This window comes from Stenotrophomonas sp. ZAC14D2_NAIMI4_7, assembly GCF_003086675.1.
Taxonomy (GTDB): Bacteria; Pseudomonadota; Gammaproteobacteria; order Xanthomonadales; family Xanthomonadaceae; genus Stenotrophomonas.
Genome location: NZ_CP025995.1, coordinates 4,242,205 through 4,264,989 on the forward strand (window position 1 = coordinate 4,242,205; position 22,785 = coordinate 4,264,989).

The 22,785-nt window shown below is 64.7% G+C and carries 21 protein-coding genes; 6 read left to right on the forward strand and 15 right to left on the reverse strand.

Translation table 11 applies throughout. The features are described 5' to 3' along the window. Nucleotides 1-45: 45 nt before the first annotated feature. On the forward strand, nt 46-909 hold the full coding sequence (locus C1922_RS19320) for a PD40 domain-containing protein (RefSeq protein WP_108751259.1): 864 nt from the start codon (nt 46-48) through the stop codon (nt 907-909). Nucleotides 910-1,022: 113 nt separating this feature from the next. Here the strand turns inward: C1922_RS19320 and C1922_RS19325 are convergent, their stop codons facing one another. From C1922_RS19325 to C1922_RS19340, 4 genes are all read right to left on the reverse strand, one after another. Next, nucleotides 1,023-1,292: an SHOCT domain-containing protein gene (locus C1922_RS19325; RefSeq protein ID WP_108751260.1), complete on the reverse strand. Its 270-nt coding sequence runs from the start codon at nt 1,290-1,292 to the stop codon at nt 1,023-1,025. A gap of 45 nt (nt 1,293-1,337) precedes the next feature. Further along, complete coding sequence (gene hemB / locus C1922_RS19330; protein WP_108751261.1) at nt 1,338-2,327, reverse strand: porphobilinogen synthase; 990 nt, start codon at nt 2,325-2,327, stop codon at nt 1,338-1,340. Nucleotides 2,328-2,346: 19 nt separating this feature from the next. After that, the gene (locus C1922_RS19335; RefSeq protein WP_108751262.1) at nt 2,347-3,264 is read right to left on the reverse strand and encodes a bestrophin family ion channel; all 918 of its coding nucleotides are present in this window, start codon (nt 3,262-3,264) and stop codon (nt 2,347-2,349) included. Between the two features lie 124 nt (nt 3,265-3,388). Beyond that, nucleotides 3,389-3,637, reverse strand: a complete 249-nt coding sequence (locus C1922_RS19340; protein ID WP_108751263.1) for a hypothetical protein — start codon at nt 3,635-3,637, stop codon at nt 3,389-3,391. Nucleotides 3,638-3,813: 176 nt separating this feature from the next. Between C1922_RS19340 and C1922_RS19345 the strand changes: the two genes are divergently transcribed. Beyond that, entirely contained in the window at nt 3,814-4,278 is a 465-nt protein-coding gene (locus C1922_RS19345; protein ID WP_108751264.1) for a hypothetical protein, read from the forward strand. Between the two features lie 139 nt (nt 4,279-4,417). Here the strand turns inward: C1922_RS19345 and C1922_RS19350 are convergent, their stop codons facing one another. The 4 genes from C1922_RS19350 to C1922_RS20460 all read right to left on the reverse strand — a co-directional run bounded on the left by C1922_RS19350 (nt 4,418) and on the right by C1922_RS20460 (nt 8,302). Then, nucleotides 4,418-6,217, reverse strand: a complete 1,800-nt coding sequence (locus tag C1922_RS19350; RefSeq protein WP_108751265.1) for a DUF885 domain-containing protein — start codon at nt 6,215-6,217, stop codon at nt 4,418-4,420. Between the two features lie 156 nt (nt 6,218-6,373). Continuing rightward, on the reverse strand, nt 6,374-6,724 hold the full coding sequence (locus C1922_RS19355; RefSeq protein WP_108751266.1) for a hypothetical protein: 351 nt from the start codon (nt 6,722-6,724) through the stop codon (nt 6,374-6,376). A 52-nt stretch (nt 6,725-6,776) separates the two neighbouring features. Beyond that, complete coding sequence (locus tag C1922_RS19360; RefSeq protein WP_108751267.1) at nt 6,777-7,136, reverse strand: hypothetical protein; 360 nt, start codon at nt 7,134-7,136, stop codon at nt 6,777-6,779. 605 nt (nt 7,137-7,741) lie between these two features. Beyond that, nucleotides 7,742-8,302 carry a hypothetical protein gene (locus C1922_RS20460; protein ID WP_159092045.1) on the reverse strand — a complete coding sequence of 187 codons (561 nt, stop codon included), beginning with the start codon at nt 8,300-8,302 and terminating at the stop codon, nt 7,742-7,744. A gap of 436 nt (nt 8,303-8,738) precedes the next feature. Between C1922_RS20460 and C1922_RS19375 the strand changes: the two genes are divergently transcribed. Both C1922_RS19375 and C1922_RS19380 read left to right on the forward strand, forming a co-directional pair. Then, on the forward strand, nt 8,739-9,104 hold the full coding sequence (locus C1922_RS19375) for a hypothetical protein (RefSeq protein WP_108751270.1): 366 nt from the start codon (nt 8,739-8,741) through the stop codon (nt 9,102-9,104). A 27-nt stretch (nt 9,105-9,131) separates the two neighbouring features. Next, nucleotides 9,132-9,638, forward strand: coding sequence for a hypothetical protein (locus tag C1922_RS19380; protein ID WP_159092046.1), 507 nt, complete (start codon nt 9,132-9,134; stop codon nt 9,636-9,638). 90 nt (nt 9,639-9,728) lie between these two features. On the opposite strand, the gene C1922_RS19385 is transcribed toward C1922_RS19380, so the two are convergent. The 7 genes from C1922_RS19385 to C1922_RS19415 form a co-directional block, all read right to left on the reverse strand. Next, entirely contained in the window at nt 9,729-10,133 is a 405-nt protein-coding gene (locus C1922_RS19385; protein WP_159092047.1) for a hypothetical protein, read from the reverse strand. 94 nt (nt 10,134-10,227) lie between these two features. Continuing rightward, nucleotides 10,228-10,629, reverse strand: coding sequence for a hypothetical protein (locus C1922_RS20465; protein ID WP_159092048.1), 402 nt, complete (start codon nt 10,627-10,629; stop codon nt 10,228-10,230). A 12-nt stretch (nt 10,630-10,641) separates the two neighbouring features. After that, complete coding sequence (locus tag C1922_RS19395) at nt 10,642-15,246, reverse strand: RHS repeat-associated core domain-containing protein (protein ID WP_234413398.1); 4,605 nt, start codon at nt 15,244-15,246, stop codon at nt 10,642-10,644. A gap of 192 nt (nt 15,247-15,438) precedes the next feature. After that, a complete protein-coding gene (locus C1922_RS19400) occupies nt 15,439-16,746 on the reverse strand; it encodes a M12 family metallo-peptidase (RefSeq protein WP_159092049.1) in 1,308 nt (435 codons plus the stop codon). Nucleotides 16,747-17,072: 326 nt separating this feature from the next. Further along, a complete protein-coding gene (locus tag C1922_RS19405) occupies nt 17,073-17,588 on the reverse strand; it encodes a cytochrome c oxidase assembly factor Coa1 family protein (protein ID WP_108751275.1) in 516 nt (171 codons plus the stop codon). A gap of 24 nt (nt 17,589-17,612) precedes the next feature. Then, entirely contained in the window at nt 17,613-19,838 is a 2,226-nt protein-coding gene (locus C1922_RS19410) for a S9 family peptidase (protein WP_108751276.1), read from the reverse strand. Nucleotides 19,839-19,972: 134 nt separating this feature from the next. Next, nucleotides 19,973-20,662: a glutathione S-transferase N-terminal domain-containing protein gene (locus C1922_RS19415; protein ID WP_108751277.1), complete on the reverse strand. Its 690-nt coding sequence runs from the start codon at nt 20,660-20,662 to the stop codon at nt 19,973-19,975. Between the two features lie 110 nt (nt 20,663-20,772). Here C1922_RS19415 and C1922_RS19420 point away from each other — a divergent pair, with 110 nt between their 5' ends. Both C1922_RS19420 and C1922_RS19425 read left to right on the forward strand, forming a co-directional pair. Further along, nucleotides 20,773-21,396, forward strand: a complete 624-nt coding sequence (locus tag C1922_RS19420; RefSeq protein ID WP_108751278.1) for a TIGR00645 family protein — start codon at nt 20,773-20,775, stop codon at nt 21,394-21,396. A 200-nt stretch (nt 21,397-21,596) separates the two neighbouring features. Further along, a complete protein-coding gene (locus C1922_RS19425; RefSeq protein WP_108751279.1) occupies nt 21,597-22,613 on the forward strand; it encodes a TonB family protein in 1,017 nt (338 codons plus the stop codon). The last annotated feature ends 172 nt before the right edge of the window (nt 22,614-22,785 follow it).

The window sequence follows — 22,785 nt, forward strand, 5'->3', positions numbered from 1 at the left end:
ATCCTCAAGCTGGCTAGACTGATGCTCTTTCGTGCACGGACCTGGATGATGCGCATCACCCCGACCCTGCTGGTGCTCGCCGCCAGTCTACTCTCTGCCCCCGTGGCGATGGCGTTGAACGAGTACGGCATTGAAGGCATGGGGGTGGTATCGACCCGGGCCGATGAAGGGCGCGCGACGATCAGTGCCGATGGCCAGCGCATCATCTTCGCCCGCCGCAGCGAAGCGGGCTGGGGGCTGTGGCAGGCACGGGTGGTGGACGGGCGCTGGCAGCAGGCGCAGGCCCTGCCGGTGGCGGTGCCCGGCGAGGTGGTCGATCCGTACTTCAGCCGCGATGGACGCTGGCTGCTGTTTGCCGCCGGCCGCGAGGACGCGCTGGCGCTGTACCGCGCGCCGGTCGCGGCCGATGGCAGCCTGGGCCCTGCGCAGGCGCTGGCCGGCACCGGCAAGACCCGCCCCGAGCGTGGCCCGGCGCTGAGCGCCGATGGCCGCCGGCTGCTGTTCGCACGCCACCAGGGCCGGGGCGCGGGCTGGGATCTGTTCGTGGCGCCGCTGGATGCGCAGGGCGCGCGTGGCGCGGCGGTGGCGCTGGATGCGCTGAACAGCGCGGGCGACGAGACCGATGGTGACTGGCTGGGCCAGGACGGCGCGGTGGTGTTCAGCCGGGTTGGCGCCGAGGCCGCGCAGGTGATGACCAGCGGTTGCGCGTGGACCGGGGCGGCCCTGCAGCCCTTGGGGCTGTCGTTCAACGAGAACGGCGGCTGGACCGCGGCACCGGTGATCGACAACGCCAAGCCCGGCGAAATGCTGGTGGCCAGCAGCGCCGCACGCGCGCCGCGTGCCGGTGGCGTGGACGTGTACCGGTTGGCAGTGCCGAAGGTCGCGGCCGTTGTCGGGTGCGGGCAGTAGGTCTACGCCATGCGTGGATTAACCTCACGGTAGGTGCCAACCTTGGTTGGCACACTCGCGAAGGGGTCAGAGCCCTTTCCTGCGGAAAGGGATCCGCCCCCGGGTCACGCCGCTCAGCGCGCCAACACCTTCGCCCGCTGCTGTTCGTACTCGGCCTCGCTGATCTGGCCGCTGTCCTTGCGCTGGTTCAACGCGGCCAACTCGGCTTCCACCGCATCCGGCAGCGCCTGGCTACGGGCCACATGGCGCGCGGCGGACGGCTGTTCCGGCGCGCGCCGGGCGGCACGGCGGGCGGCCAGGAACACGAACACGATGATGGCGCCGAAGATCGTGGTGCCCACGATCCAGATCAACCACTGCATCCATCCCAGTTCCGGTGCCATCGCCTGTGTCTCCCTAGTTCGTGAACGCGTTCGTGGGCGCTATTGTCAGCGCTCGCGCAGCCAGCGCGCTACCTGCGGGGCGAAATAGGTCAGCACGCCATCGGCGCCGGCGCGCTTGAAGCCCAGCAGCGATTCCAGCACGCAGGCGCGTTCGTCCAGCCAGCCGTTGGCGAAGGCGGCCTTCATCATCGCGTACTCGCCGCTGACCTGGTAAGCAAAGGTCGGCACGCCGAACTTCTCCTTCACCCGGCGCACCAGGTCCAGGTAGGGCATGCCCGGCTTGACCATCACCATGTCGGCGCCTTCTTCCAGGTCCAGCGCGATCTCGCGCAGCGCCTCGTCGCCGTTGGCCGGGTCCATCTGGTAGGTCTTCTTGTCGGCCTTGCCAAGGTTGCCGGCGCTGCCCACCGCATCACGGAACGGGCCGTAGAAGGCCGAGGCGTACTTGGCCGAGTAGGCCATGATGCGCACGTTGACGTGGTGGTCGGCATCCAGCGCACGGCGGATGGCGCCGATGCGGCCGTCCATCATGTCCGACGGCGAGATGATGTCGGCGCCGGCCTCGGCGTGCGACAACGACTGCTTCACCAGCGCTTCCACGGTGATGTCGTTCAGCACGTAGCCCTTGTCGTCGATGATCCCGTCCTGGCCGTGGGTGGTGTACGGGTCCAGCGCCACGTCGGTCATCACCCCCAGTTCCGGGAAGCGGGTCTTCAGCGCGCGGATCGCCCGCTGTGCCAGGCCGTCCTCGGCCCAGGCCGCCGAAGCGTCCAGCGTCTTCTGCGAGGCATCGATGACCGGGAACAGATCGATGACCGGAATGCCCAGCTCCAGCGCTTCTTCGGCCACCTTCAGCAGCTCTTCGATCGACAGCCGCTCCACGCCCGGCATCGACGGCACGGCCACGCGACCGGCCGGCTCGTGCACGAACACCGGGTAGATCAGGTCGTCGGTGGTCAGCGTGTTCTCGCGCATCAGGCGGCGCGAGAATTCGTCATGGCGCATGCGCCGCGGGCGGTAATGGGGGTGAGGCATGGCAGGCTCCGAGGAGTGGCTATTGCAACAGGTAGCCCTGCGGCAGCAGGGGTTCGGGCAGGGGGCGTTCGCCCAGCGCATCCAGCTGGTCGATTTCGATGGTGCGCACCATGGCGTCCAGCGGCAGGTCGTTGGGTTCCAGGCCAAACGGCTCTTCCATTTCCTCGCCCAGCTGGTCCAGGCCGAAGAACGCGTAGGCCAGCACCGCCGACAGCACCGGGGTGGCCCAACCCAGCGAGCTGGCCAGGCCGAACGGCAGCAGCACGCAGAACATCCAGGCGCAACGGTGCAGCAGCAGGGTGTAGGCGAACGGCAGCGGCGTACTCAGGATGCGCTCGCAACCAGCCTGGATGGATGACATGGCGTGCAAGCGTTCCTCCAGCTGGGTGTAGAGGATCGGCTCCAGCTCGCCGCTGCGCAGCGCCTGGGCCAGTTCGGCGGCGATCATCGCCAGCAGCGCATCGGGCACGTTCTCGCGGTCGGCCAGCTGCTCTCGCTGCGGCTTGTCCAGCCACGGCAGCGCCACCAGGGCAACGATGCGCCCGCGCAGGCGTGCGGCCAGGGCATGGGCGAAGGCGGTGGTGAGGTAGGCGATGCGGCGCCGGCGGCCGCTGTCATCGGCCAGCAGCAGGTGCACCTGGCGCGCCAGCGAGCGCGATTCGTAAATCAGCTGGCCCCACAGCTTGCGGCCTTCCCACCAGCGGTCGTAGCAGGCGCTGTTGCGGAAGCTGAGGAAGATCGACAGCACCAGGCCGAGCAGGGTGAACGGGGTGACCGAGACCCGCTCGATGCCGAACGGCGGGGCCAGCTCCACCACGGCCGCCACGGCGATGGACAGCACCAGGATGGCCAGCACCTTGGGCGCGATGGCCGGCACGATGGAGCCACGCAGGATGTATAGCAATTGCCAGCCGTGGGGACGGGGTCGAATGATCATCGTAACTGCCGCGCCGGGCGCGGTCCTGCAGGCACGCGGGGGGCTCGCGCAACCGCCCATTCTACGCCCCTGTCCGCGCCGCGACCGCGCACCTGCGACGCCCGGTCGCACCCGCCGGGGGTGTTCAGATCACCCCGCCGCCCAGGCTCAGGCGGACGATGCCGACCAGCACCACGATGCCGTTCAGGACCAGCCCGGTTTTGGCGCGGCCGCGCTTGCTGGGGTGGGTGAACAGGATGCCGATGGCCGCGATGATCGCGCCTACGGCCGCAAAGGGAATGAGGAACCAGTTGCCCCACCCCAGAAGGGGGATCAGCGCCAGGATCATCCACAGCAGCGCCACCACACCCCACAACAGACTGATAACGCCCATGCCACGCTCCGTGCTTGGTTGCCGCCACCATAGCCGTTCCCGGGGCGGCCGCCTACCGTGTTGGCGACAGCATCACCGCCGCCGTGCCAGCATGCGGCCAAGGCCAGCATGCCGGTGTTGGCGCTTATTCAGAGTGCCGGTCCGATGATCCGAGGCAATCCACAGGGGTATACGCCATGAACATCCGTTGGGTCGCATTGGCGGCCATGCTGCTGGCCGCTGCCGGGTGCGCCAGCACCTCCAAAGTCATGCTGGGCCGGGCGCGGGCGCCGATCGACCCGGCGCTGGTGCAGATCTATTCCACCCCGCCGGCCGGTTCGCAGGAGATCGCCCAGCTGGAATCGTCTTCCGCAGTGGGCTTCGGTACCCAGGGCCAGACCGATGCGGCCGTGGCTCGGCTGAAGCGCGAAGCCGCCGCGCTGGGCGCCAACGGCGTGATCCTGATGGGCGTGGGCAGCAGCGGTTCGCCGGTGGGCATGTCGGTGGGCGCCGGCAGCTACGGCTCGCACGTGGGCGGCGGCGTGGGCATCGGCATTCCCACCACGCAGAAGCGCGCGGCCGGCGTGGCGATCTGGGTGCCCAACCCCGAACCGCCGGCACGATTGCCGACGCAGACCATTACCCCGCAACCGCAGCGCTGAGGGAACGGTAACCGCTGGGGTCAGAGCCCTTTCCTGCGGAAAGGGATCCGACCCCGCCACGCGCCACGCGTGGATGGGCTTTCCCGATAACCCCTGGGGTCAGAGCCCTTTCCTGCGGAAAGGGATCCGACCCCGAGGTTCAGCGCTTGTACTTCGGCACGAACTGCTGCTGCACGGCTTCGGCCAGCTGGTCCGGCGGCAGCAGGCCCTGGTCGAGCAGGAAGTTGTTGAACGCCAGGCGGTCAAACTTCGCGCCCAGTGCCAGTTCGGTCTGCATGCGCAGTTCCAGGATGCGGGTGTAACCGTAGAAGTAGCTGCCGGCCTGGCCGGGCATGCGCACCATGTAACGGTCCAGCTCCTGGGTCGCCATGGCCTTGGACAGGCCCACCTGATCGATCAGCACGCGCTCACCGGTGGCACGGTCGGTCAGGCCCAGGTTGAGCATCGGGTCGAGCATGGCGCGCGCCGCGCGCAGCAGGCGGAACTGCAGGGCGATCATCTGCCCGTCCAGCGGCTCGTACGGCACCATCTCGGCCTCGGCGTACAGCGCCCAGCCTTCCACGTTCACCGAATTGAACGCGAACATGGTGCGCGCCAGCGACACGCCGCGCTCGACCATGGCGGTGAACTGCAGTTCGTGGCCGGGGCGGCCTTCATGCGCGCTCAGGGTCCACGCCGCCGAGCCGAAGTTGAAATCATCGTACTGCGCGCCCTCGCCGGCGGCCGGGTTGCCCAGCGGCAGCACGAAGGTACCCTGCTGCCCGGTGTTGTTCACCAGCGGTGCCGGCAGGAAGTGCGGGGCCGGGCTGGCCGCGCTTTCCGCCGCCGAGCCCAGGCGCATCTGCATGGCGCGCTTGGGCACATCGACAATGGCGTGTTCGCGGATCAGCGGATCGATCGCGTCGATCACCTTGCGGTAGTGGCCTTCCAACTGGTCATTGGCGATCTTGTTGGCCTTCAGTGCACGGATGACCGCCACCGGGTCGCTCGGGTCGGCCACCTTCAGGCCCTTTTCCTTGGCCACCAGCGGGGCGAGCTGCTGCATCGCCGAGCGGGTTTCCATGAATTCCAACTGGGCGCGCTGCATCAGCAGCTTCGGGTCGATATCAATGCCCACCTGCTTGAGCTGGTAGGCATACAGCGGCGCCGGCAGGCGCGCGTCGGTGCGGGCCTTGGGCAGCACTTCCCTGCGGGTCCATTCGGCGTAGTCCTTCATCTGCCCGGCCAGCGCCTGCATGGCTTCATCGGCCCCGGCAATCTGGTACTTCTTCAGCAGCGACTCGATGCCGGTGATGTAGGTCTGCACGTTGTCCAGCGACTGCTGCACTTCAATCGTGGTCGGCTGCAGCAGGCTGCTGTCCTTCAGCCGTTCTTCGTAGCGCTGGCGGGCCAGGGTGGTGAAGGCGGTGCTGCCCGGCTGCAGGCCGGCATAGGCCTTCAGGCGATCCAGCGCCTTGCCGCGGCGCTCGGCCGGCACCTGGTCGGACAGCAGCAGGTTCAGGCCACTGAACACCGTCTGCGGCGCATCGCGCCACGGCAGCAGGTACTTGTCGTTCAGTTCGCTGCCTTCGATGTTCTGGTTGGCCGCGGCGATCATGATCTCCAGGTCCTGGCGGACGTTGGGGTCCTTCTCGCTGGACAGCTTGGCCTTCAGTTCGTCACGGGCCTTGGCCATGGCGGCGCGGTAGCGCTGACCATTGTCCGGGCCCAGGTCGGCCACCTTGTCGTCATAGCCGGGCACGCCGAAGAAGCCGGTTTCCTCGGGCTGGAACGGCCCCTGCGCGTCCAGCAGGATCTGCGCCAGCGCGTTGCTGCGCGCAACCCAGGCCGGGCTGGCCGGGGTAGCCGCCTTGGCGGCGGGTGCGGCCAGGGCCGACGGTGCGGACAGCAGCGGGGCGGCACTCAGGGCCAGGGCAACGGCCAACGCGATGGGCTTCATGGGACACTCCAGCAAAGGGTTGCCCGCAACTTACGCGGTTGGGGCGATGGCGACAATCGGCTGGAGGTCACGGCCTGCTCTGGTAGACGCCCACCTTGGTGGGCGGCTCCAAGGGAACCAACCAAGGTTGGCCTCTACCAAGGCAAGGGCTATCGATCAGCTGCAGCGCTCGGCGGCCTTGGCCAGGACGGCCGCACTGGCATTCTTTTCCTTCAACCGTTGAAGCAACCCGTCGCACGCCAGACGGTCACCAGGCCTTTCCGCGTAGATCAGAAGCTCACCGGCCCGGTCGACGCCATCCAGATAGAGCACCCGGCAATCACCGGCACTGGTATGGATCTTCATGGCGCGAATATCTGCGATCTGCTCGTCGGCGGTGGCCGAGCCCTCGCACATTCCCCCGTAGTAAGCCCTGCTCATGAGCGCGGAAATGGGCTTGGTTTGCAGCTCGTCCAGTCGATCACCACCGTTGCAGGCCGCCAGGGCTGACGCTGTGCCAAACATCATGAAAAGTCTGCGTCTCATGAAGATCCCGGATACATGGCAGTGTGCCGGCCACTCACGCGTTCGGCCTACGCGCGTAGCTGTAGTTGGGATCCCGCGCGGCACGGACGATCGGGCTTCGTGCGTGCCTGATGGCTCCGGGAAACCAACACAGCACCATTGCCACCAGCCAGATTACGCCCAGCCATGCCCATGCGTTGAGGACATACGCCACGACCAGCGCCAATGACGCCAGCAGGGTGATGACCTCGGCGTACAGCAGGTACAGCAGGTGCGTGCCCCGTGGAGGGTTCGAACACACAACGATGCCACATTCCCGGCAGGAGACCTGCGCCCGACTCTTCCAAGCCGTACGCATGGGGAAGCGTTGCCGGTGCGCGCCACAGAGTGGGCAGGTGAAGGTCACCAGGCGCATCAGGATGGATCCTCTCCACGATTGGCATCGTCTGCCGGGCACTTCGCCGAGCCTTGGTTCTTGGCCCTTTTCAGGCTCCGAGCTCGGTCGATCACCGCGCGCCGGAAGACCGGATCTTGGCAAATTCATCAACGCTATCGACTAGCTATCCCGCCAGATTTCCTGGCACCGGGCCCATACATTGAACGGTCAAGCTGAATTTGCGCTCGATCTCCGGCTCACAATCCAGAACGACAGTGCACTTGCGATGCTTCCCCACACGGGAGTGGCAAAAAGGATGCTCATAAGACACATCGAAAGCAGCGTCTGCCATATCAAAGATGCATTGAGAGTGGCAAACCTTTCATGCTCAACGAGCAACACCGCCAATTGGGCCAGAATCCCGGCCACGACGCCAACCAAAAGCCCTTTCTTCGTACAACCCCATACGGTCTTTCCGTGATGAGGCCTCAACAGCAGCCCCAGGCAAATGAGCCACACCAAATACAGCCACGGAAAGACATCGCCAGTATCGAGCTGATACGTGTCCCATATGAATTCCGGGACAGCCAAACACATGAGAACCGTGGACGTAACAGAAGACAAGACGTAGCTGACAGCACCCCTCATGACCTCACCACTTGGGAGCGAACAACGACCTTCTTCAGGATCACCTGTTTCTTCCTGACTTCAGAATCCATACCAGAGGCCCACCCATAATGTAGAAGACGGCCTTCAGCACTTGGGCCATCTTTTGGCGCCTGCTCAATGCGACGCTCGCAGAGTACTTCTCCCGGATAGCACGCCTCTTGCGGGCGAGGTCCGCCTTGGCATCGACTCGCAAAGCCAGGGTTTCTCTCCTGGATTTCCTTGCCATCAACCTCCTCCATTTTTTGGGCAACGGCCAGGCTCATGATTCTTCCAGAATAGATCATTTGCAGCACACACCCACTCAAGACGGATGGCTTGAATTCTGCTTGGCGGGCCGTTGCAGATTGGAGGCCTATCGCATCGATGCCGGAAAGCTGATGGCACAGCCCGCCTACCGCAAACAGGTCTGCCGCTTGTTCGCCAGCATCCGGGACGATGCCAAGCACTGGTCGCGCCACACGCGCAGCCACAATGCCGTCTGGCATGAACGGACAAGGGTCGCGATGAACGGGCACCAACCTCTGCTGGCGCGGCATGGGGGTGTCGCATCTGCCCTGCCCCTGGGGCCCCAGGCACCTCTGCAACTGCCACCGGGTCTGAGCCTCCAATACTGCCGATAGCCTTGCATACCAAGGCCTCAGCCACACGGCGAAATTTGCAACGATTCTGAAAATGTTGAATGCAGTGACGGCATCGGCCCTACTGCCTTGGCATCGCGTATGACCGGGCGTATTCCTTTCGATGCCACCGTGCATCGGTGGCCGGGATTCGAAACCCCGGTAGTTCGCTGAAGTAAACGCTTGCCAGCCGGCATCACCCCGTGTGGTGCCGGCTGGCAATCCGTCGGCCGGCTATGGCGGGCGGTGCGTGGAGGCCTTGTGCCTGCCGGTTTAGCGAACACCGGGTTTCGAACCACGCATCGTCCGCCACCTTTATCGGTGGCGGCTTCTGCCTGCACGCAAGGAGCCCGCCATGACCGCACCCTACTCCCCTGCCCCGCATTCCATCCAGGAACCGCCGGCAGCCGATCCCGCGCCAGACCCCAACACGCTCACCCACCTGCTGCGCAGTATCGGCGCCGGTGCCGCCGCCGACGGCCAACCCTGGCCCGAACGCCACCCGCTGCGCAGTCGCCAGATAGCGCTGGCCGATGCCGATTGCGCACTGGCTGGCCAGCGCGTGGTGCAGGAGCTGCTGCTGGCCGCCGAGCGCGCGCGCCAGAATGGAGACCCTGACCAGGACGTGGGCGACCGGGTGATGGAAGGCCTGGCCATGGCCTGCCTCGCCCTCAACGTCTTTATCCAGGAGCGCGTGCGGCCGCTTGGCGTAGGGTCGTAAGTGAGGTCGTTCGTCTCGTCTGGCCTGATGGTCATCGCCGCGCTGGCCGCTATTGCCTTGTTGCCATGGCCGCAAAGCGCGGCCGAAGAGACGTGGATCTACACGAAGACAGGATTCGCGGAATTCGAGAAGCTCTATGGCAGTGCGCACGCATTTGTTTCCACGCGCCGAGCAACGGGCTTCACGATCTACCCGGCGGATGCCGTTGCGCCCTCTTTCCAGGTCCGCTGCAAGGGCTTTCCCGTGCTGAGGGTGGAGCGCACAAAAGCGACGGTCACGCTTCGTCTCCCGGCGGACGCGCTGCAGCGTGCGCCGGAATCTGAGGCGCTGTATCTGGATCTGCAACAGTTGATGGCGTTCAACCAGATTGAGGGTGTCAGCATTCCCGATGGACGGGCCCGACCGTGGTGGCGGGCCGGGCCTGTGGTGCCGAAGGATGAGCGGTGCGCGTTGCCCACTGGCGGCCGGCTGATGGACTGGTACCGTGGCGTGCGTTCGGCGTTGTGGGCCTTGGTGGAGCGGGATCGGTTTTGATGAGGGGATGCCGCGGGATTCAGTCGAGCAAGCTCGACTCTACGGTAGCGCAACAACAGCCCGTTCCCATCGGCGCCGGGTTGCCGACGGTCAATCGTTACTCGTCTTCTTTCCGGCTAGAGCAACCAGCAAGATCAGCACGAGCGCGATGCACACAGCAACATTGAAGAAGAGGATGGGGCGTATGGCCAGATAGAGCTCGCCGACCCCAAGGGAATAGGACCCGCGCTCGGACTGCGAGCCCAGTGCTCTGGCAATGATCTGAATCCATACAAGCGCAGCAATCTGAACAGCGATGATTCCAATCGCCGAGAACAGCCGCCTGGTGGGCGTTCTGCCGAGCATTGCGGAGTACGCAAGCACTGAGAGAACCACGTAGAAGGCAACCAATACCCAAGCCATCAACCTATCCCCGCATGCGCAGCCCTTCGCCGGGTTTATCCACATTTCATGCATTGCCCTTATCGCGAATTCCTCCACAATAACTGACGTCAAGAGATGAAAGCCTGACGCAGGCCGCCCCATAAGGAAGGCAAATAACTAACGCGAAGAGAATTACCCACGGCACACACGAATAAAGAATACGCGACTACTCAGGCGGATAAATCTCCACAGAAAGCCCAACATTGAGCCTGCAGATAGCAGCCATAAGATTCCAATCAATCTCGAACCCACCAAGACCATCCACGAACACGCTCACATAAAATTCCACCTTGCCGCCAGTACTGACAACATTCGACATGAAATCAGCATGCCCCTCGAACGCATGGCACCATCTCATTAATTCTTGATCAAGATCGACCCGCACCTTTCTGACCAGTGGCATCGATACGTACGTGTGGTCTTGGATTTCATCTCCTGATGACTTGGAGCGCACATCCCCAACGCTACGAGAAAATCTTGACTGCAGCCCAATGCGCGTCTGAATTTCGGCCGCACTCATTGTTGGGTGCCAGAATCGTAGCGAGATGTTTACAAGGAGCTTGGCCATATCGATTTATCGTTAATATCCATAGTCACTAATATTACCTTCATCCCTACCCTTTCCATCCGGCGTTCCTACCCAAATGTCTCCGTTCGGAGCTATGCCGGTCCAAGTATTTGCGCCAGCCCCTGCGCCGTCCTTGATTGTTTCGACTGCATCATGGTCCAAGCCAAATTTCTTCTTTGCTGTGTCAATTGGCAGAGTGCCTGTCGGGCAATTCTTTGGCTTTGCCGCATCCCCAGTCTTCAGTTGGTCAAGTAATTCGCTTCCGATCCAACCCGCGCCTACAGCGGTTGCGACCCATGCAAGGGCAGACAAAGCAGCTGCGCCTGCCTCGGGTGCGGCCAATGGCAGCAGTACGCATGCCGGACACAGACCGGACCGATCAACTTCAACAGTTGGTGTACCGCGAACGTAGAGATAGGTGTTTATCCCTCCCACCAACCCAATCGGGTCACTCTGCGAATACCGCCCCACCGCCGGGTCATACTCGCGCTGGTAGTTGTAGAACATCCCACTCGCATCCGTCGCCTGCTGGCCCGGGAAGCGCAGCGCCAGTTCGAACGCCACACCATCACCGTCCGGGTCGGCACTCGGGATCTGGTTCCCAAACACTTCGCTCTTGTTGCTCCACTCCCAGATCGCCACATCCCGCACTGGGTCGATCACCACGCGCGGGGTACCCAGGTGATCGGGCTGGATGTAGGCCAGCTCCGGCACGCCCGCAGCGGGCACATTGATCAGCGCGACCGGGTAATTGTCCAGCCAGATCGCCTGCTGCTGCGCGTCACCACTTGCGCTGTAGTTGCCCAGCCATTGCCCTGCCTCGTCGTACAAGGTGATCTGCGCAGTGCCGCCCGCCGGGGTACGCAGCACGCGCTCACCACGATGGTTGTAGGCATAGCTTTCCAGCACTGCGCTGCCCTGCTTCACCGCATTCATGCGGTTGGCGTCGTTGTAGGTGAACGCCTTGCTGCCAATGCTGGTGGTATTGCCCGCCGCATCATGGCTGCGGGCTTCACCATCCACCGCGGTCAAGCGATGGCTGCTGGCGGGATAGGTATAGCTGGCCACACCGGCCGCGGTGGTCAATGCGGTGCGGTTGCCGGTGGCATCGTACGCATACGTCTCAATCGGCGTGCCCGTCGTACCGTCCTGGGTCTGGGTCAGGCGGCCCAGCGTGTCGTAGGCATACGTGGCCAACACGGCTGAGCCCGCGCCATTCTTCAATTCGGTGATGGAGCCCACCGGATCGTACCCGTAGCTCAGTGACAGGCCGCCGGCAGCCGGGTCGTGTACCGCCTGCGGGCGGTAATCCAGATCCAGCGGACGCTGCAGCTGGCGGCCATTGCCATAGCTCCATCCCGTCACTGGGCCGAAGGCGGCGTAGGTCACGTTGTCGACCACCACCCGCCGCGACTGACCCGGGCGGGTCAAGCCAACCTGGCTGATGCGCCCCAGGGGATCGCGCACATAGTCGGCCACACTGCCATCGGGATAGGTCAGCGCGGTCAGGCGGCCCGCCTTGCTGTAGGCATAGCGCAAGGTGCTGGCCACACCGTTGATCGTCTGCACCTTACGGGTGATCTGGCCGAAGCGGTCATGGCAGTACTGGGTGCTGCCATTGGCGTGCAGCACCTGGCCCAGGCGCCCCTTGGCGAAGCGCTCATCGGCGGCACAGGCGGCCGGCGCCACATCGTAGCTGTAGCCGATATCCAGATTCGGATCTGGATACGCAACACCGATCAGGCGGTTGAGCGCATCGTAGCTGTAGGTGGCCGTAACGCCACGTGCATCGGTGCGGGTCTTGCGATTACCCGCCGCATCCACGGTGAAGCTGCTGGTGCCGCTGTCGGGGCTGACCTGGCCGGTCAGATCACCAAATCCATTGTAGGCGTAGGTGGTATGCAACCCCTTGGGGTCGGTCACCTGGGTAACCTGATCCAGCGCGTTGTACTGGCTACGGATCTCTGCCGCCACGCCGCCCACATCCTGCAGGGTCTGGGCCAGGCGGTTCAGCGGATCGTGCTGCTGGCTGGTCACACGCTGCAGCGCATCGGTCACCGTCTGCGGGTTGCCGTTGGCGTCGTAAGTGAAGCCGGTGGCATGGTTGCCCGCATCTTTCAGCGCGGTCAATTGGCCAAGGGTGTTGTAGGTCCGCGCCAGCGTGCGCCGCAGGGTGCCGCCCGCATCAACGGTGTCCTCGTTGAGGCGGTTGCCGGCATCGTCCAGCGTGTAATGGATGGTGTTCCCGGCACTGTCTGCGATATCGGTCAGGCGCTGGGCCGCGTCGTACACGTAGGTGACGCTGCTGCCGTCAGGCTCGGTCACCTGTTGCACCTGGCCAGTGGGCCAGTAGCTGATCTGGGTCGAGCGGTCGTCAGCCGTGGTCGCGCCGCGCACCGTGATCGATGTCGGCCAACCGCGCGGGTGATAGCTGTAATCGGTGACCACGCCGTTGCTATCGCGCACTGACAGCGGACGCCCGAAGGGATCGTAGGAGAGCATCTCGACCGTGTGTCCGAGCGCATTGGTCACACTACGCAGATCACCCTTATGGTGACTGCAGGCCCCATTGCTCACGCATCCTGCGTCATCCTCCGAATAGTAGGCGTAGCTGGTGACGTCGTTTACATCGGTACGTGAGCCATCGATGCTACGCACAAGCCCAACCAACGGGCAGTCCGCACTGACTGCCTCGCAGTAGTTTCGCGTAGTGATGCGCGTCTGATTCGTAACGGTGTCGCGCACGGTGGTCGCTGCAGGCTGCAGACGGCTGTTGCGAGCAATGCGTACTTCCTGGTTGCCTACGGTCTGCTGCGCCAGGCGATTGCTGTCCAATGCGACGCGTCTCTCGCTGACACGTTGTTCCGGCGATCCAACGGCCTCGGTGGTTGTCCTCACGGACACAGTACCAACGACAGGATCCGATGCTTCCGAATACACGTACTGGGTAACTGTTCCGCGTCGGTCCGTGGAAGACTGTAGACGACGGCGGAAATCAGTGCCTTCCGGCAGATAGATATGGCCCACCGTGCCATTGCTGTCCGTGATGCCATTGACCTTGCGCGGCAGTCCGCTGGCGCCACTTGCCGTCAGCCCATAGGTAGCCTGCTCTCCGAGCGCGTCGGTTACGACCACCGGACCTGCAGTCGTGTAGTCAAGCCTGACACCATCAATGCCGACATCTGCCAAGGTACAGTCACCTGAATGACGGCTACAGGTGACTCTTCCCTTTGCGTCGTATCCGTACCAGCTGTAGCGGCGACTGTCCTCTGCGGTGATACCCGTCAGGTGTGACGCGAACCGCGCGTCCTCGTAGTGGTAGGTGCGAACGCCGCCATCGGCATAGGTGGCGCTGGTGAGCTGCCCCCCAGCCGCGTAGCCATAAGCCACCACAGCCTGTCCTGACAGTGACAGTGAGGAGATGAGCGAATCATCGAACGCGACAGCATAGTGAAGGACCAATTGCCGCCCAGTCGAATGCGTGATGGTGAGCAAGCGTCCATGGCCATCGTACTCATAGGTCAGGGCCGTTCCATCTTCATGCTCGCGGCGCTGCATGCGACCGGACGCATCGAAGATAATGCGTTCGTCCGCCCGCGACAGTAGCCAGTTGCTACCCTGCTGCACGGCCCGGTCGCCGCTGCCATCCATAGCTTCATATTGCGTACCGACCTTCTGGAAGGCGATCTGGCCGCCGTCACCCTCGACCAATCCAACGTTCAGTTCTATGCTTGGCGGGAACGTAGAATCGTCCACCGCAGCCGTCAGCCGGAGATTGTGCGAGTGCGTCCAGCCGGTGCCCAGGGCTCCGCCTGCGGTGCTGGTCAGGGAATGGTAGTGGCGACGGAAGGTGACCCAGCCAAGATCCAGATCCAGTTCTGGCTGGGATTTGTCGCCAGTGGTCGGATCACAGGGGTTTCCGACGGAGCATTGCTGCGGCGGAAGCGGTGAGCTTGTATAGGACAGTATGGGCGCCATGACCGGCTCGTCCTGCTCCAGCAGCGAGCACATCTGTATGGACTCATCCCACAGCATGGCAGACCGATTCGGACACAAGGCGCTCCTGTCGCGAAGAGCGTGCTCCCAGCCTTGCATCGCAGTGCATTGCTGCGTGCCAGCGAAGTAATGATTGACCGTGTAGTGAAACTTCTTCTCTGCGTGCGTGACGCTTCCGTCATCGCCACGGCCTAGGCCACCCACTTCTGTCCATTCGTCTTCCACCAACGTGGTAGCAGCGCACTGCGGATCACTGGCTCGTGTGGCCAGGATTGCCTTACGCACCGCATCCTCGTCTGCGTATTCCTGATCAGCGTAGGTGTAGGCCCAGTCGGTGCTGACGATACGCTCGGGCTTTACCCGATAGTCGTACACCGTCTTTTTCGCCAATACGCGCTGTCTCTGAACCTCCCAGGTAAACGGCTTGTCGTCCTCGTAGTGCGAAAAGAACGTCTTGATATCCTGCTGCACCGCAGTTTCAGTGGTGCGCGCCTGTCCCATTGACAGGTAACTTTCCCACTTTTTTTCGACTTCCTGAGCCTGCACGGAGAGCGGAATGACGCCCCCCAGTGCTACCGTGGCCAGCACCTTGCGCACTGACCTATCGAATACGTTCAACATCCCTGTTCTCCACTCCTGGGCGGGGTTCGCACCGGAGGAGGAACACCCACACGCCAGCATCGCCATGGCGTGCTGTACGTCGGATCGTCCCTGTTCCGGTAAAGCGGCTGGGCCGCATGGGCGAAGTTATCTCCGAAATAACCGGCACGTTCAAGGCATGAACTGTGCTGTCGGTTGAATTTCGGATTATTCCTAGAACCTTGGTGAGCCAGATCCATGCGATGCCGGATCCGGGTAGAAGGCAGCAACGATCCCCTTCGTCTCGCGCAGCACGCGCGCGTTGTCATGAAGCTCAGCCGATCCCGTTGGCACCCCCTCGTGCTGGTTGAGCGGGGATGACCACAGATTCACCCGTGGGCACGTGCCTTCACTGCACTCCAACGCCATGACCGTACGCCAACCCGGCGCCCCTTCCCCTTTGACACGAGAGCCATGCCCGTGCGCGAATCGTGGCGGATCGAGTGTCGCATTCTCGGGATCGTGATCTGCTCCAAGCAGATGGCCGATCTCATGTGCCAGGGTGTGATGATCCAGACACCGTCGCTCGACAGCGAGAAAAGCGGTTTCCCTGGTGGCCAGTATCTGCTGAGCCAGCCCACATGCAGGCGTGCTGGTCCCCGTATCGATGACCATCACCATGACGTCGGCGCGCTCACCTTCCCGGGCCACATGCAGCAGCCAGAGCGGTCCCTGTCTGCCCTGCGCCAGATCGTCCAAGGTCTGGTCAAGTGTGGATTCGCTGTAGCCGGGCACCGCATTTGCCGCCGTCTGCAGTACCAGTTCAATGCCACTTGCTGCCAGTCCTGCATTGGCTTCGCTCACCGCTGCCCGCACCTGTTCAATTGCAGGATCGAGCCCATCTGCCACCGCGCCTATCGCAAAGCCATACGCGATCCGGACAACGTCGGGGCCTCCAGTGGTCCGCCCAGAGGTACGCTCCGCTGGCAGGTCGGGAACCGGCCGATCCGGCCGCCGGTCCCTCACATCGTCCCGCTCGTCGCGTCGGACGCGGCGCACGTCCCGCTTTACCAACCGCTCGCCGTCGAGCGCGTAGTTCCAGAACCCGTAACTGAATCGTGCATGCGTTCCCGACGCGTCCGACCAGATTCTCACCGGTCTGGACTGCCCAGGCGTGGCCTCGACACCCGGCCCGAGGAGCTTCACTCTACCGACCCACTGCAATCCTGAGAGCGTACGTACTTCTCGATGCGGGTGTTCGCCGTGCGTAGGCCGGTAGATCACATGCTGGGCATCCTCGAACAAAGGCGCGGTGGGATCTCGAACGAGATGCAGAACGGTGTCGTGGAGATCGACCGTAAGCTCATCAGCGGCCAAGGCCGCCTCGTTCACGCGAACACGGCGTACCCAGTCCACATCGTCGCCAACACTGCGCAGTTGCTGTGCCGCTGCATCCAGCATTGCATCTGGAAGCATCTGCAGCAGTGGCTCGGCCGCCATGGCGGGCCCGATAGAGGCCAGCAAGCAGACCGTCACGGCCATCCATCTTGTGATTGCATACCTTCGCATCGCACGCTCCTTCCAGGATCAGGAGAAATGCTGCAGCTGGACGCACGCTGCAACGGATCAATGATTGGAATGAAGGTACGTCCACGCGCAGAGACACCGCTCACACTATGAATCGTGCGTATGAAGGCAGCAAAAATCGAAGGCTTCACCAATAGCCAAATGGCTCAACGACGTCGTGCAATGTCGGTAGTAGAAAATCTCACACAGGATCTGCTGATCCAACAGAAAGCCTGATCGAAGGAGATGGGTTCAACCGCGGCAGATCGCGACAGCCCCTGCAGCGACCTGGCGACACCCCATCACAACGCCAACCCCACCCCACACCCGCCCCGGGCACGGCATTCCCGCAGCGCACACTCCTCTGCGGCCTCCGCATCGTCCAGCGCGCTCAGGTCGAAGGTCTGTTCGTCCTCGCCCAGCACGTACATCACCGGGTAATCCCAGACGTCATCACGACGGCTGCCCTGCACGAACAGTCGCCCGCGCGCATCCGGTCCCTGCAAGCCGACGATCAGGCCAACATTGCGCTGGCCGTCGATCGCGGTCTGCATGCTGCCCACCGGCATCGCGTCGGCCTGCAGCGGTTCGCCGAAGGCCTGCACCAGTTCAATGCTGCACCCGGCGCGGCGCATGGCCTCGCGCATGGGTGCGCTGTCGCGCGCGGCCTCGCTCCAGCGCAGCAGGCTCCACGCGGTGGCGCCGCCCAGGCTGGCCAGCAGCAGCACCACGGCCAGCGGCATGGCCCAGCGCCAGTGGCGCCGCCACCAGCCGGTGGCGGGGGCGGCATGTGCGGGAACGGGCGGTGGCAGCGGCATCGGCGGGCTCCTTCCCAGTCGCGATCAGGGCTTCAGGCAGCGCTCCAGGAAGGCTTCAGCCACGCGGTAGCGGTGCAGCGCGTCGGCGCCGGACAGGCCGTGCTTGGCGCCCGGGTAGGTCATCAGTTCGAACGGCTGGCCACGCTTCTGCAGCGCGCTCATCAGGCTGGTGGAATTGGTGAATAGCACGTTGTCGTCGGCCATGCCGTGGATCAGCAGCAGCGGCGAGCGCAGGCCATCGATGTGGGTCAGCACGCGCGCTTCGCGGTAGCCGGCGTCGTTGCGCTTGGGCAGGTCCATGTAGCGTTCGGTGTAGTGGCTGTCGTACAGGCCCCAGTCGGTGACCGGTGCGCCGGCCACGCCGCAGGCATAGCTGTCCGACGCCTTGGCCAGCAGCATCAGGGTCATGTAGCCGCCGTTGGACCAGCCCTGCACACCGATGCGCGCCGGGTCCACCCAGGGCTGCTGCTTCAGCCAGGCCACGCCGCGCAGCTGGTCGGCCACTTCCACCGTGCCCTGCTTGCCGTACAGCGCGCCGCCGAAATCACGGCCGCGACGCGGGGTGCCGCGGTTGTCCAGCGAAAACACCACGTAGCCCTGCTGGGCCAGGTACTGGTTGAACAGATGGTCGCCACGGCCGGGCCAGCTGTCGGTGACGGTCTGGCTGGCCGGGCCGCCATACACGTACACGGCAACCGGGTAGCGCTTGGACGGGTCGAAGCCGATCGGCTTGATGATGCTGTAGTTCAGCGCGGTCTTGCCGTCGGCGGCGGTAAGCGTGCCGAACTCAATTGGCCGCTGCGCGTCGCGGTAGCGCGCGTAGGGGTGCTTGGGGTCGGCCAGATCGTTCTGCAGCAGGGTGGCGATCTTCTCGCCATTGGCGCGGTACAGCTCGATCTGCGGCGGGGTGTTGCTGTTGGACCAGGTGTCTACATACACGCTGGCGTTGCGGGCGAAGCTGGCGCTGTGCATGCCCGGGGCCTGCGACAGACGCTGCGGCGCGCCACCCTGCAGCGATACGGCGTAGATCTGGCTTTCGCGTGCCGAGTCGATGCCGGCGCGGAAATAGACCTTGCCCGCCGCTTCGTCCACGGCCAGCAGTTCGTCCACCGGCCAGTTGCCGTGGGTGAGCGCGGTGGTCTTGCCGTCATTGGCAATGCGGTACAGGTGCTGGAAACCGCTGCGTTCGGACGACCACAGCAGGCTGCCGTCCTGCAGGAAGCGCAGGCTGTTGTGCAGCGGCACCCAGGTCGGGCTGGTTTCATGGGCCAGCGTGCGCGTGCCCTTGCCGGCCAGGTCCACTTCCACCAGGTCCAGCTGCTTCTGGTCGCGCGACTGGCGCTGGTAGGTCAGGCGCTGGCCATCGCGCCAATCCACGCGCGCCAGGTAGATGTCCTGTTCCTTGCCCAGGTCGATCCAGCGCGGCGCGGCAGCGGCGGCCGGCGCGATCACGCCCAGCTTCACGGTCACGTTGGCATCGCCGGCGGCCGGGTAACGCTGCTCGATCACATCGGTGCGGTCGGCATACACCTCGTAGCGCTTCTGCACCGGCACCGGGCTTTCATCGATGCGGGCGAAGGCGATGGCCGAATCATCCGGCGCCCACCAGTAGCCGGTATGGCGGTCCATTTCCTCGTCGGCCACGAATTCGGCCACGCCATTGCCGATGGTCGCGCTGCCATCGTGGGTGAGCTGCACGGCCTTGCCGCTGGCCAGCTCGATCACCCACAGGTTGCGGCCACGGATGAAGCTGACGAAACCGCCCTTGGGCGACAGCTTGGCATCAGTGGCGAAGCCTTCGCCGTGGGTGAGCTGGCGCACGGCCGCGGCACCCTGCTGCTTCAAGTCGTACAGATACAGTTCGCCGCCCAGCGGGAACAGCAGGCGCTGCGCGTCCGGTGCCCACTGGTAATCGACGATGCCGGTCATGGCGGCGATGCGCTGGCGCTCGCGGCGCGCCTTTTCTTCGTCGCTCAGGGTTTCGGTGCCGGGCAGCACCACCTTCGAATCCACCAGCAGGCGGGTCTGGCCGCTGCCGATGTCATAGCTCCACAGGTCCAGCTGGTTGCGGTCGGTGTCCTTGCCACGCAGGAAGGTCACGCGCGAACCGTCCGGGGCCACCTTGGGCTTCATCAGCGTGGGGCCGGACAGCGGCAGCGGGCCGGTGATGGCTTCCAGGGTGAGTTTTTCGGCGTGGGCGGCAGTGCTGGTGGCGATCATGAGGGCAAGCGAGGCGAACAGGTGGCGCATGGGACATCCCGGGCAACGTCAGTGTCCATCCTAACCAAGCCGGTGCGCGAAGGCAGCATGACCTTCTGCCCATGGCCAGCGGGGGTCAGAGCCCTTTGCGGTGCAAAGGGATCTGACCCCGGTCTCTGCAAGCGTCAGCGCTGGCCGAACAGCTGCTTGCGCTCTTCGTCGCTCAGCGGCTTGCCGGCGTTGGGATTCACCTTGTCGCGCAGGGCGTAGGCGCGCTGGGTGGCCGGGCGCGCGGCGATGGCTTCGTGCCAGCGCTTCAGGTTCGGGAACGCGGCGAAATCGACCGGAATCTTGTCGTAGGCGCCGATCCACGGGTAGCTGGCCATGTCGGCAATGCTGTACTCGGCGCCGCCCAGGTAGGCGTGCTCGGCCAGGCGCTTGTCCATCACCCCGTGCAGGCGGCGCACTTCGTTGTCGTAGCGCTCGATGGCGTAGCCGATCTTTTCCGGCGCATACACGTTGAAATGGCCCATCTGCCCGCTCATCGGGCCCAGCCCGGCCATCTGCCAGAACAGCCATTCCAGGGTGGCGATGCGCCCGCGCGGGTTGGTGGGCAGGAACTGGCCGGTCTTTTCGGCCAGGTACAGCAGGATCGCGCCGGATTCGAACACGCTCTGCGCGGCGCCGCCGTCGGCCGGGGCATGGTCGACGATGGCCGGCATCTTGTTGTTGGGCGAAATGGCCAGGAAATCCGGCTTGAACTGGTCGCCGGCGCCGATGTTGACCGGGTGTACGCGGTAATCCAGTCCGGTTTCTTCCAGCAGCAGGGTCACTTTGTGGCCGTTCGGGGTGGGCCAGTAATACAGGTCGATCATGGCGTCGGCTCGGCGTCGTTCAGGAAAGTGCCAGTCTAGTGCGTTGGTTGGCTTGGCACCGTCATGGTGGGCCGGTAACCTCGCCGCTTCCCCGCAACGCACTGTCCTGCATGAGCCCCCAACGCCCCCTGTCCCCGCTGTCCTCGCTGATCTTCGCCTCGCGCTGGCTGCAGCTGCCGCTGTACCTGGGCCTGATCGTGGCGCAGTGCGTCTACGTGTTCCTGTTCGGCAAGGAGCTGTGGCACCTGATTTCCCACTCGGCCTCGATGGGCGAGCAGCAGATCATGCTGATCGTGCTGGGCCTGATCGACGTGGTGATGATTTCCAACCTGCTGGTGATGGTGATCGTGGGTGGCTATGAAACCTTCGTGTCGCGCCTGCGCCTGGAAGGCCACCCGGACCAGCCGGAATGGCTGAGCCACGTCAATGCCAGCGTGCTGAAGGTGAAGCTGGCGATGGCGATCATCGGCATTTCCTCCATCCACCTGCTGAAGACCTTCATTGCCACCGGCGCGCTGGGCGGCATTCCGCTGTGCACCCCGGAACAGATGGCCGTGGCCGCCGCCAACATCGGTGCGGCTCGCTGCGCCATGCTGACCGCCGATGGCGTGCTGTGGCAGACCATCATCCACTGCGTGTTCATCCTGTCGGCCATCGGCATTGCCTGGACCGACAAGCTGATGTCCACCGGCCATGACAAGGCCGACAACCATGGCAAGGGCGGCGCGCACTGAGCCTGCCGGGCCGGCGGCAACCCAGCGTTGCTGCCGGCCACGGCCATTGGCCCTTGTACGCAATGGCGGCGGGGATGCTAGATTGCACCCTCGCCGCAGTCGGCGCCGGCGTCGGGAAACGCCGGCGACCACGCCCGGATCCCGATCCCGGCGCTGCAGCCACACGCACTACGTAACGTCGTCTTCTAAAGGGGAGCAGGATGTCGCACGTCTCTACGATCGCTGCCGCGCGCCGGTGGATGCCGGTTGCCCTGGTGCTGGCCCTGGCGGCCTGCTCGGGCAAGGAAGAAACACCCGCCGCTGCCGCACCCGGCGCCGCCGCGCCCGCCGCAACGGCCCCGGCCGATGCCGCCGCACCGGCGGTCGCCGCCAAGGTGCAGTCGATGGGCACCGAACAGCTGCGCGAGGCCGCCAGCCAGGCCCTGCGCGAAAACCGCATGTACGCGCCGGCCGGCGACAACGCCATCGAGTACTACCTGGCCCTGCGTGACAAGACCCCGGACGACGCCTCGGTGAAGAGCGCGCTGACCGACCTGCTGCCGTACACGCTGATTGCCGCCGAACAGCACCTGGGCCGCGAGGACTTCAGCGAAGCCCAGCGGCTGGTGGCGCTGATCGAGAAGGTGGACCCGTCCGCCCCGGCCCTGCCGCGCCTGAAGGAAGGCATGACCAAGGGCGTGCAGGTGGCTGCCAAGCGCACCGAAGACGAGACCGCCAAGGTCAAGAAGGACGCCGAGGACCGCGCCAAGCAGCTGGTGGAACAGCAGCGCTTGGCCGACCAGCGGGTGAAGGAAGCCGAGGCCGCCAAGCAGATTGCCGCCCAGCAGGACGCGGCGCGCCGCGACAGCGAGCGCCAGGATGCCGAACGCCAGGCCTCCGCACGCCGCGAGGCCGAGCAGAAGCAGCAGCAGGCGGCTGCCCAGGCCGCGACGGCCGCGCGCCAGGCCGCCGCCACCGCGGCACCGAGCCTGCGCCCGGTCAGCACCCCGGCGCCGCGCTATCCGTCTGAGGCGCTGCGCTCGGGTACGTCCGGCGAAGTGCTGGTGGAGATCACCGTGGGCACCGACGGTTCGGTGACCAATGCACGCGTGCTGCGCGCCACGCCGTCGCGCGTGTTCGACCGCGAGGCACTGAACGCGGTGAAGCGCTGGCGCTTCGAGCCGGTGGGTGCACCGGTCACCACCCGCCGCACGCTGGTGTTCGCGCCGGGCGGTTGATCCACCCGACACGATGGCATGCTGCCTGCAGGGCTCGGAGCGATCCGGGCCCTGTTGCGTTGTGGGTATTGGGCCTTGCGCGGGGAACCTGTCGCCTCTGGCTGCGAGGCCGCCGCCGCCGGCCCGCCGCAGGCCTTGCTGGCCTGTTGCCCGCTCGCGCCGCCGTTGCGGG

Excerpts from the sequence above, each read along its gene's own strand:
- C1922_RS19425 (WP_108751279.1), top strand. The coding sequence starts at position 21,597 with ATGTCGCACGTCTCTACGATCGCTGCCGCGCGCCGGTGGATGCCGGTT.
- C1922_RS19345 (WP_108751264.1), top strand. The coding sequence starts at position 3,814 with ATGAACATCCGTTGGGTCGCATTGGCGGCCATGCTGCTGGCCGCTGCC.
- C1922_RS19350 (WP_108751265.1), bottom strand. The coding sequence starts at position 6,217 with ATGAAGCCCATCGCGTTGGCCGTTGCCCTGGCCCTGAGTGCCGCCCCG.
- C1922_RS19325 (WP_108751260.1), bottom strand. The coding sequence starts at position 1,292 with ATGGCACCGGAACTGGGATGGATGCAGTGGTTGATCTGGATCGTGGGC.
- C1922_RS19400 (WP_159092049.1), bottom strand. The coding sequence starts at position 16,746 with ATGGCCGTGACGGTCTGCTTGCTGGCCTCTATCGGGCCCGCCATGGCG.
- C1922_RS20460 (WP_159092045.1), bottom strand. The coding sequence starts at position 8,302 with ATGCCGCGCCAGCAGAGGTTGGTGCCCGTTCATCGCGACCCTTGTCCG.
- C1922_RS19420 (WP_108751278.1), top strand. The coding sequence starts at position 20,773 with ATGAGCCCCCAACGCCCCCTGTCCCCGCTGTCCTCGCTGATCTTCGCC.
- C1922_RS20465 (WP_159092048.1), bottom strand. The coding sequence starts at position 10,629 with ATGGCCAAGCTCCTTGTAAACATCTCGCTACGATTCTGGCACCCAACA.
- C1922_RS19355 (WP_108751266.1), bottom strand. The coding sequence starts at position 6,724 with ATGATGTTTGGCACAGCGTCAGCCCTGGCGGCCTGCAACGGTGGTGAT.
- C1922_RS19410 (WP_108751276.1), bottom strand. The coding sequence starts at position 19,838 with ATGCGCCACCTGTTCGCCTCGCTTGCCCTCATGATCGCCACCAGCACT.
- C1922_RS19320 (WP_108751259.1), top strand. The coding sequence starts at position 46 with ATGATGCGCATCACCCCGACCCTGCTGGTGCTCGCCGCCAGTCTACTC.
- hemB (WP_108751261.1), bottom strand. The coding sequence starts at position 2,327 with ATGCCTCACCCCCATTACCGCCCGCGGCGCATGCGCCATGACGAATTC.
- C1922_RS19405 (WP_108751275.1), bottom strand. The coding sequence starts at position 17,588 with ATGCCGCTGCCACCGCCCGTTCCCGCACATGCCGCCCCCGCCACCGGC.
- C1922_RS19380 (WP_159092046.1), top strand. The coding sequence starts at position 9,132 with ATGGTCATCGCCGCGCTGGCCGCTATTGCCTTGTTGCCATGGCCGCAA.
- C1922_RS19340 (WP_108751263.1), bottom strand. The coding sequence starts at position 3,637 with ATGGGCGTTATCAGTCTGTTGTGGGGTGTGGTGGCGCTGCTGTGGATG.
- C1922_RS19335 (WP_108751262.1), bottom strand. The coding sequence starts at position 3,264 with ATGATCATTCGACCCCGTCCCCACGGCTGGCAATTGCTATACATCCTG.
- C1922_RS19375 (WP_108751270.1), top strand. The coding sequence starts at position 8,739 with ATGACCGCACCCTACTCCCCTGCCCCGCATTCCATCCAGGAACCGCCG.
- C1922_RS19395 (WP_234413398.1), bottom strand. The coding sequence starts at position 15,246 with ATGTTGAACGTATTCGATAGGTCAGTGCGCAAGGTGCTGGCCACGGTA.
- C1922_RS19415 (WP_108751277.1), bottom strand. The coding sequence starts at position 20,662 with ATGATCGACCTGTATTACTGGCCCACCCCGAACGGCCACAAAGTGACC.
- C1922_RS19360 (WP_108751267.1), bottom strand. The coding sequence starts at position 7,136 with ATGCGCCTGGTGACCTTCACCTGCCCACTCTGTGGCGCGCACCGGCAA.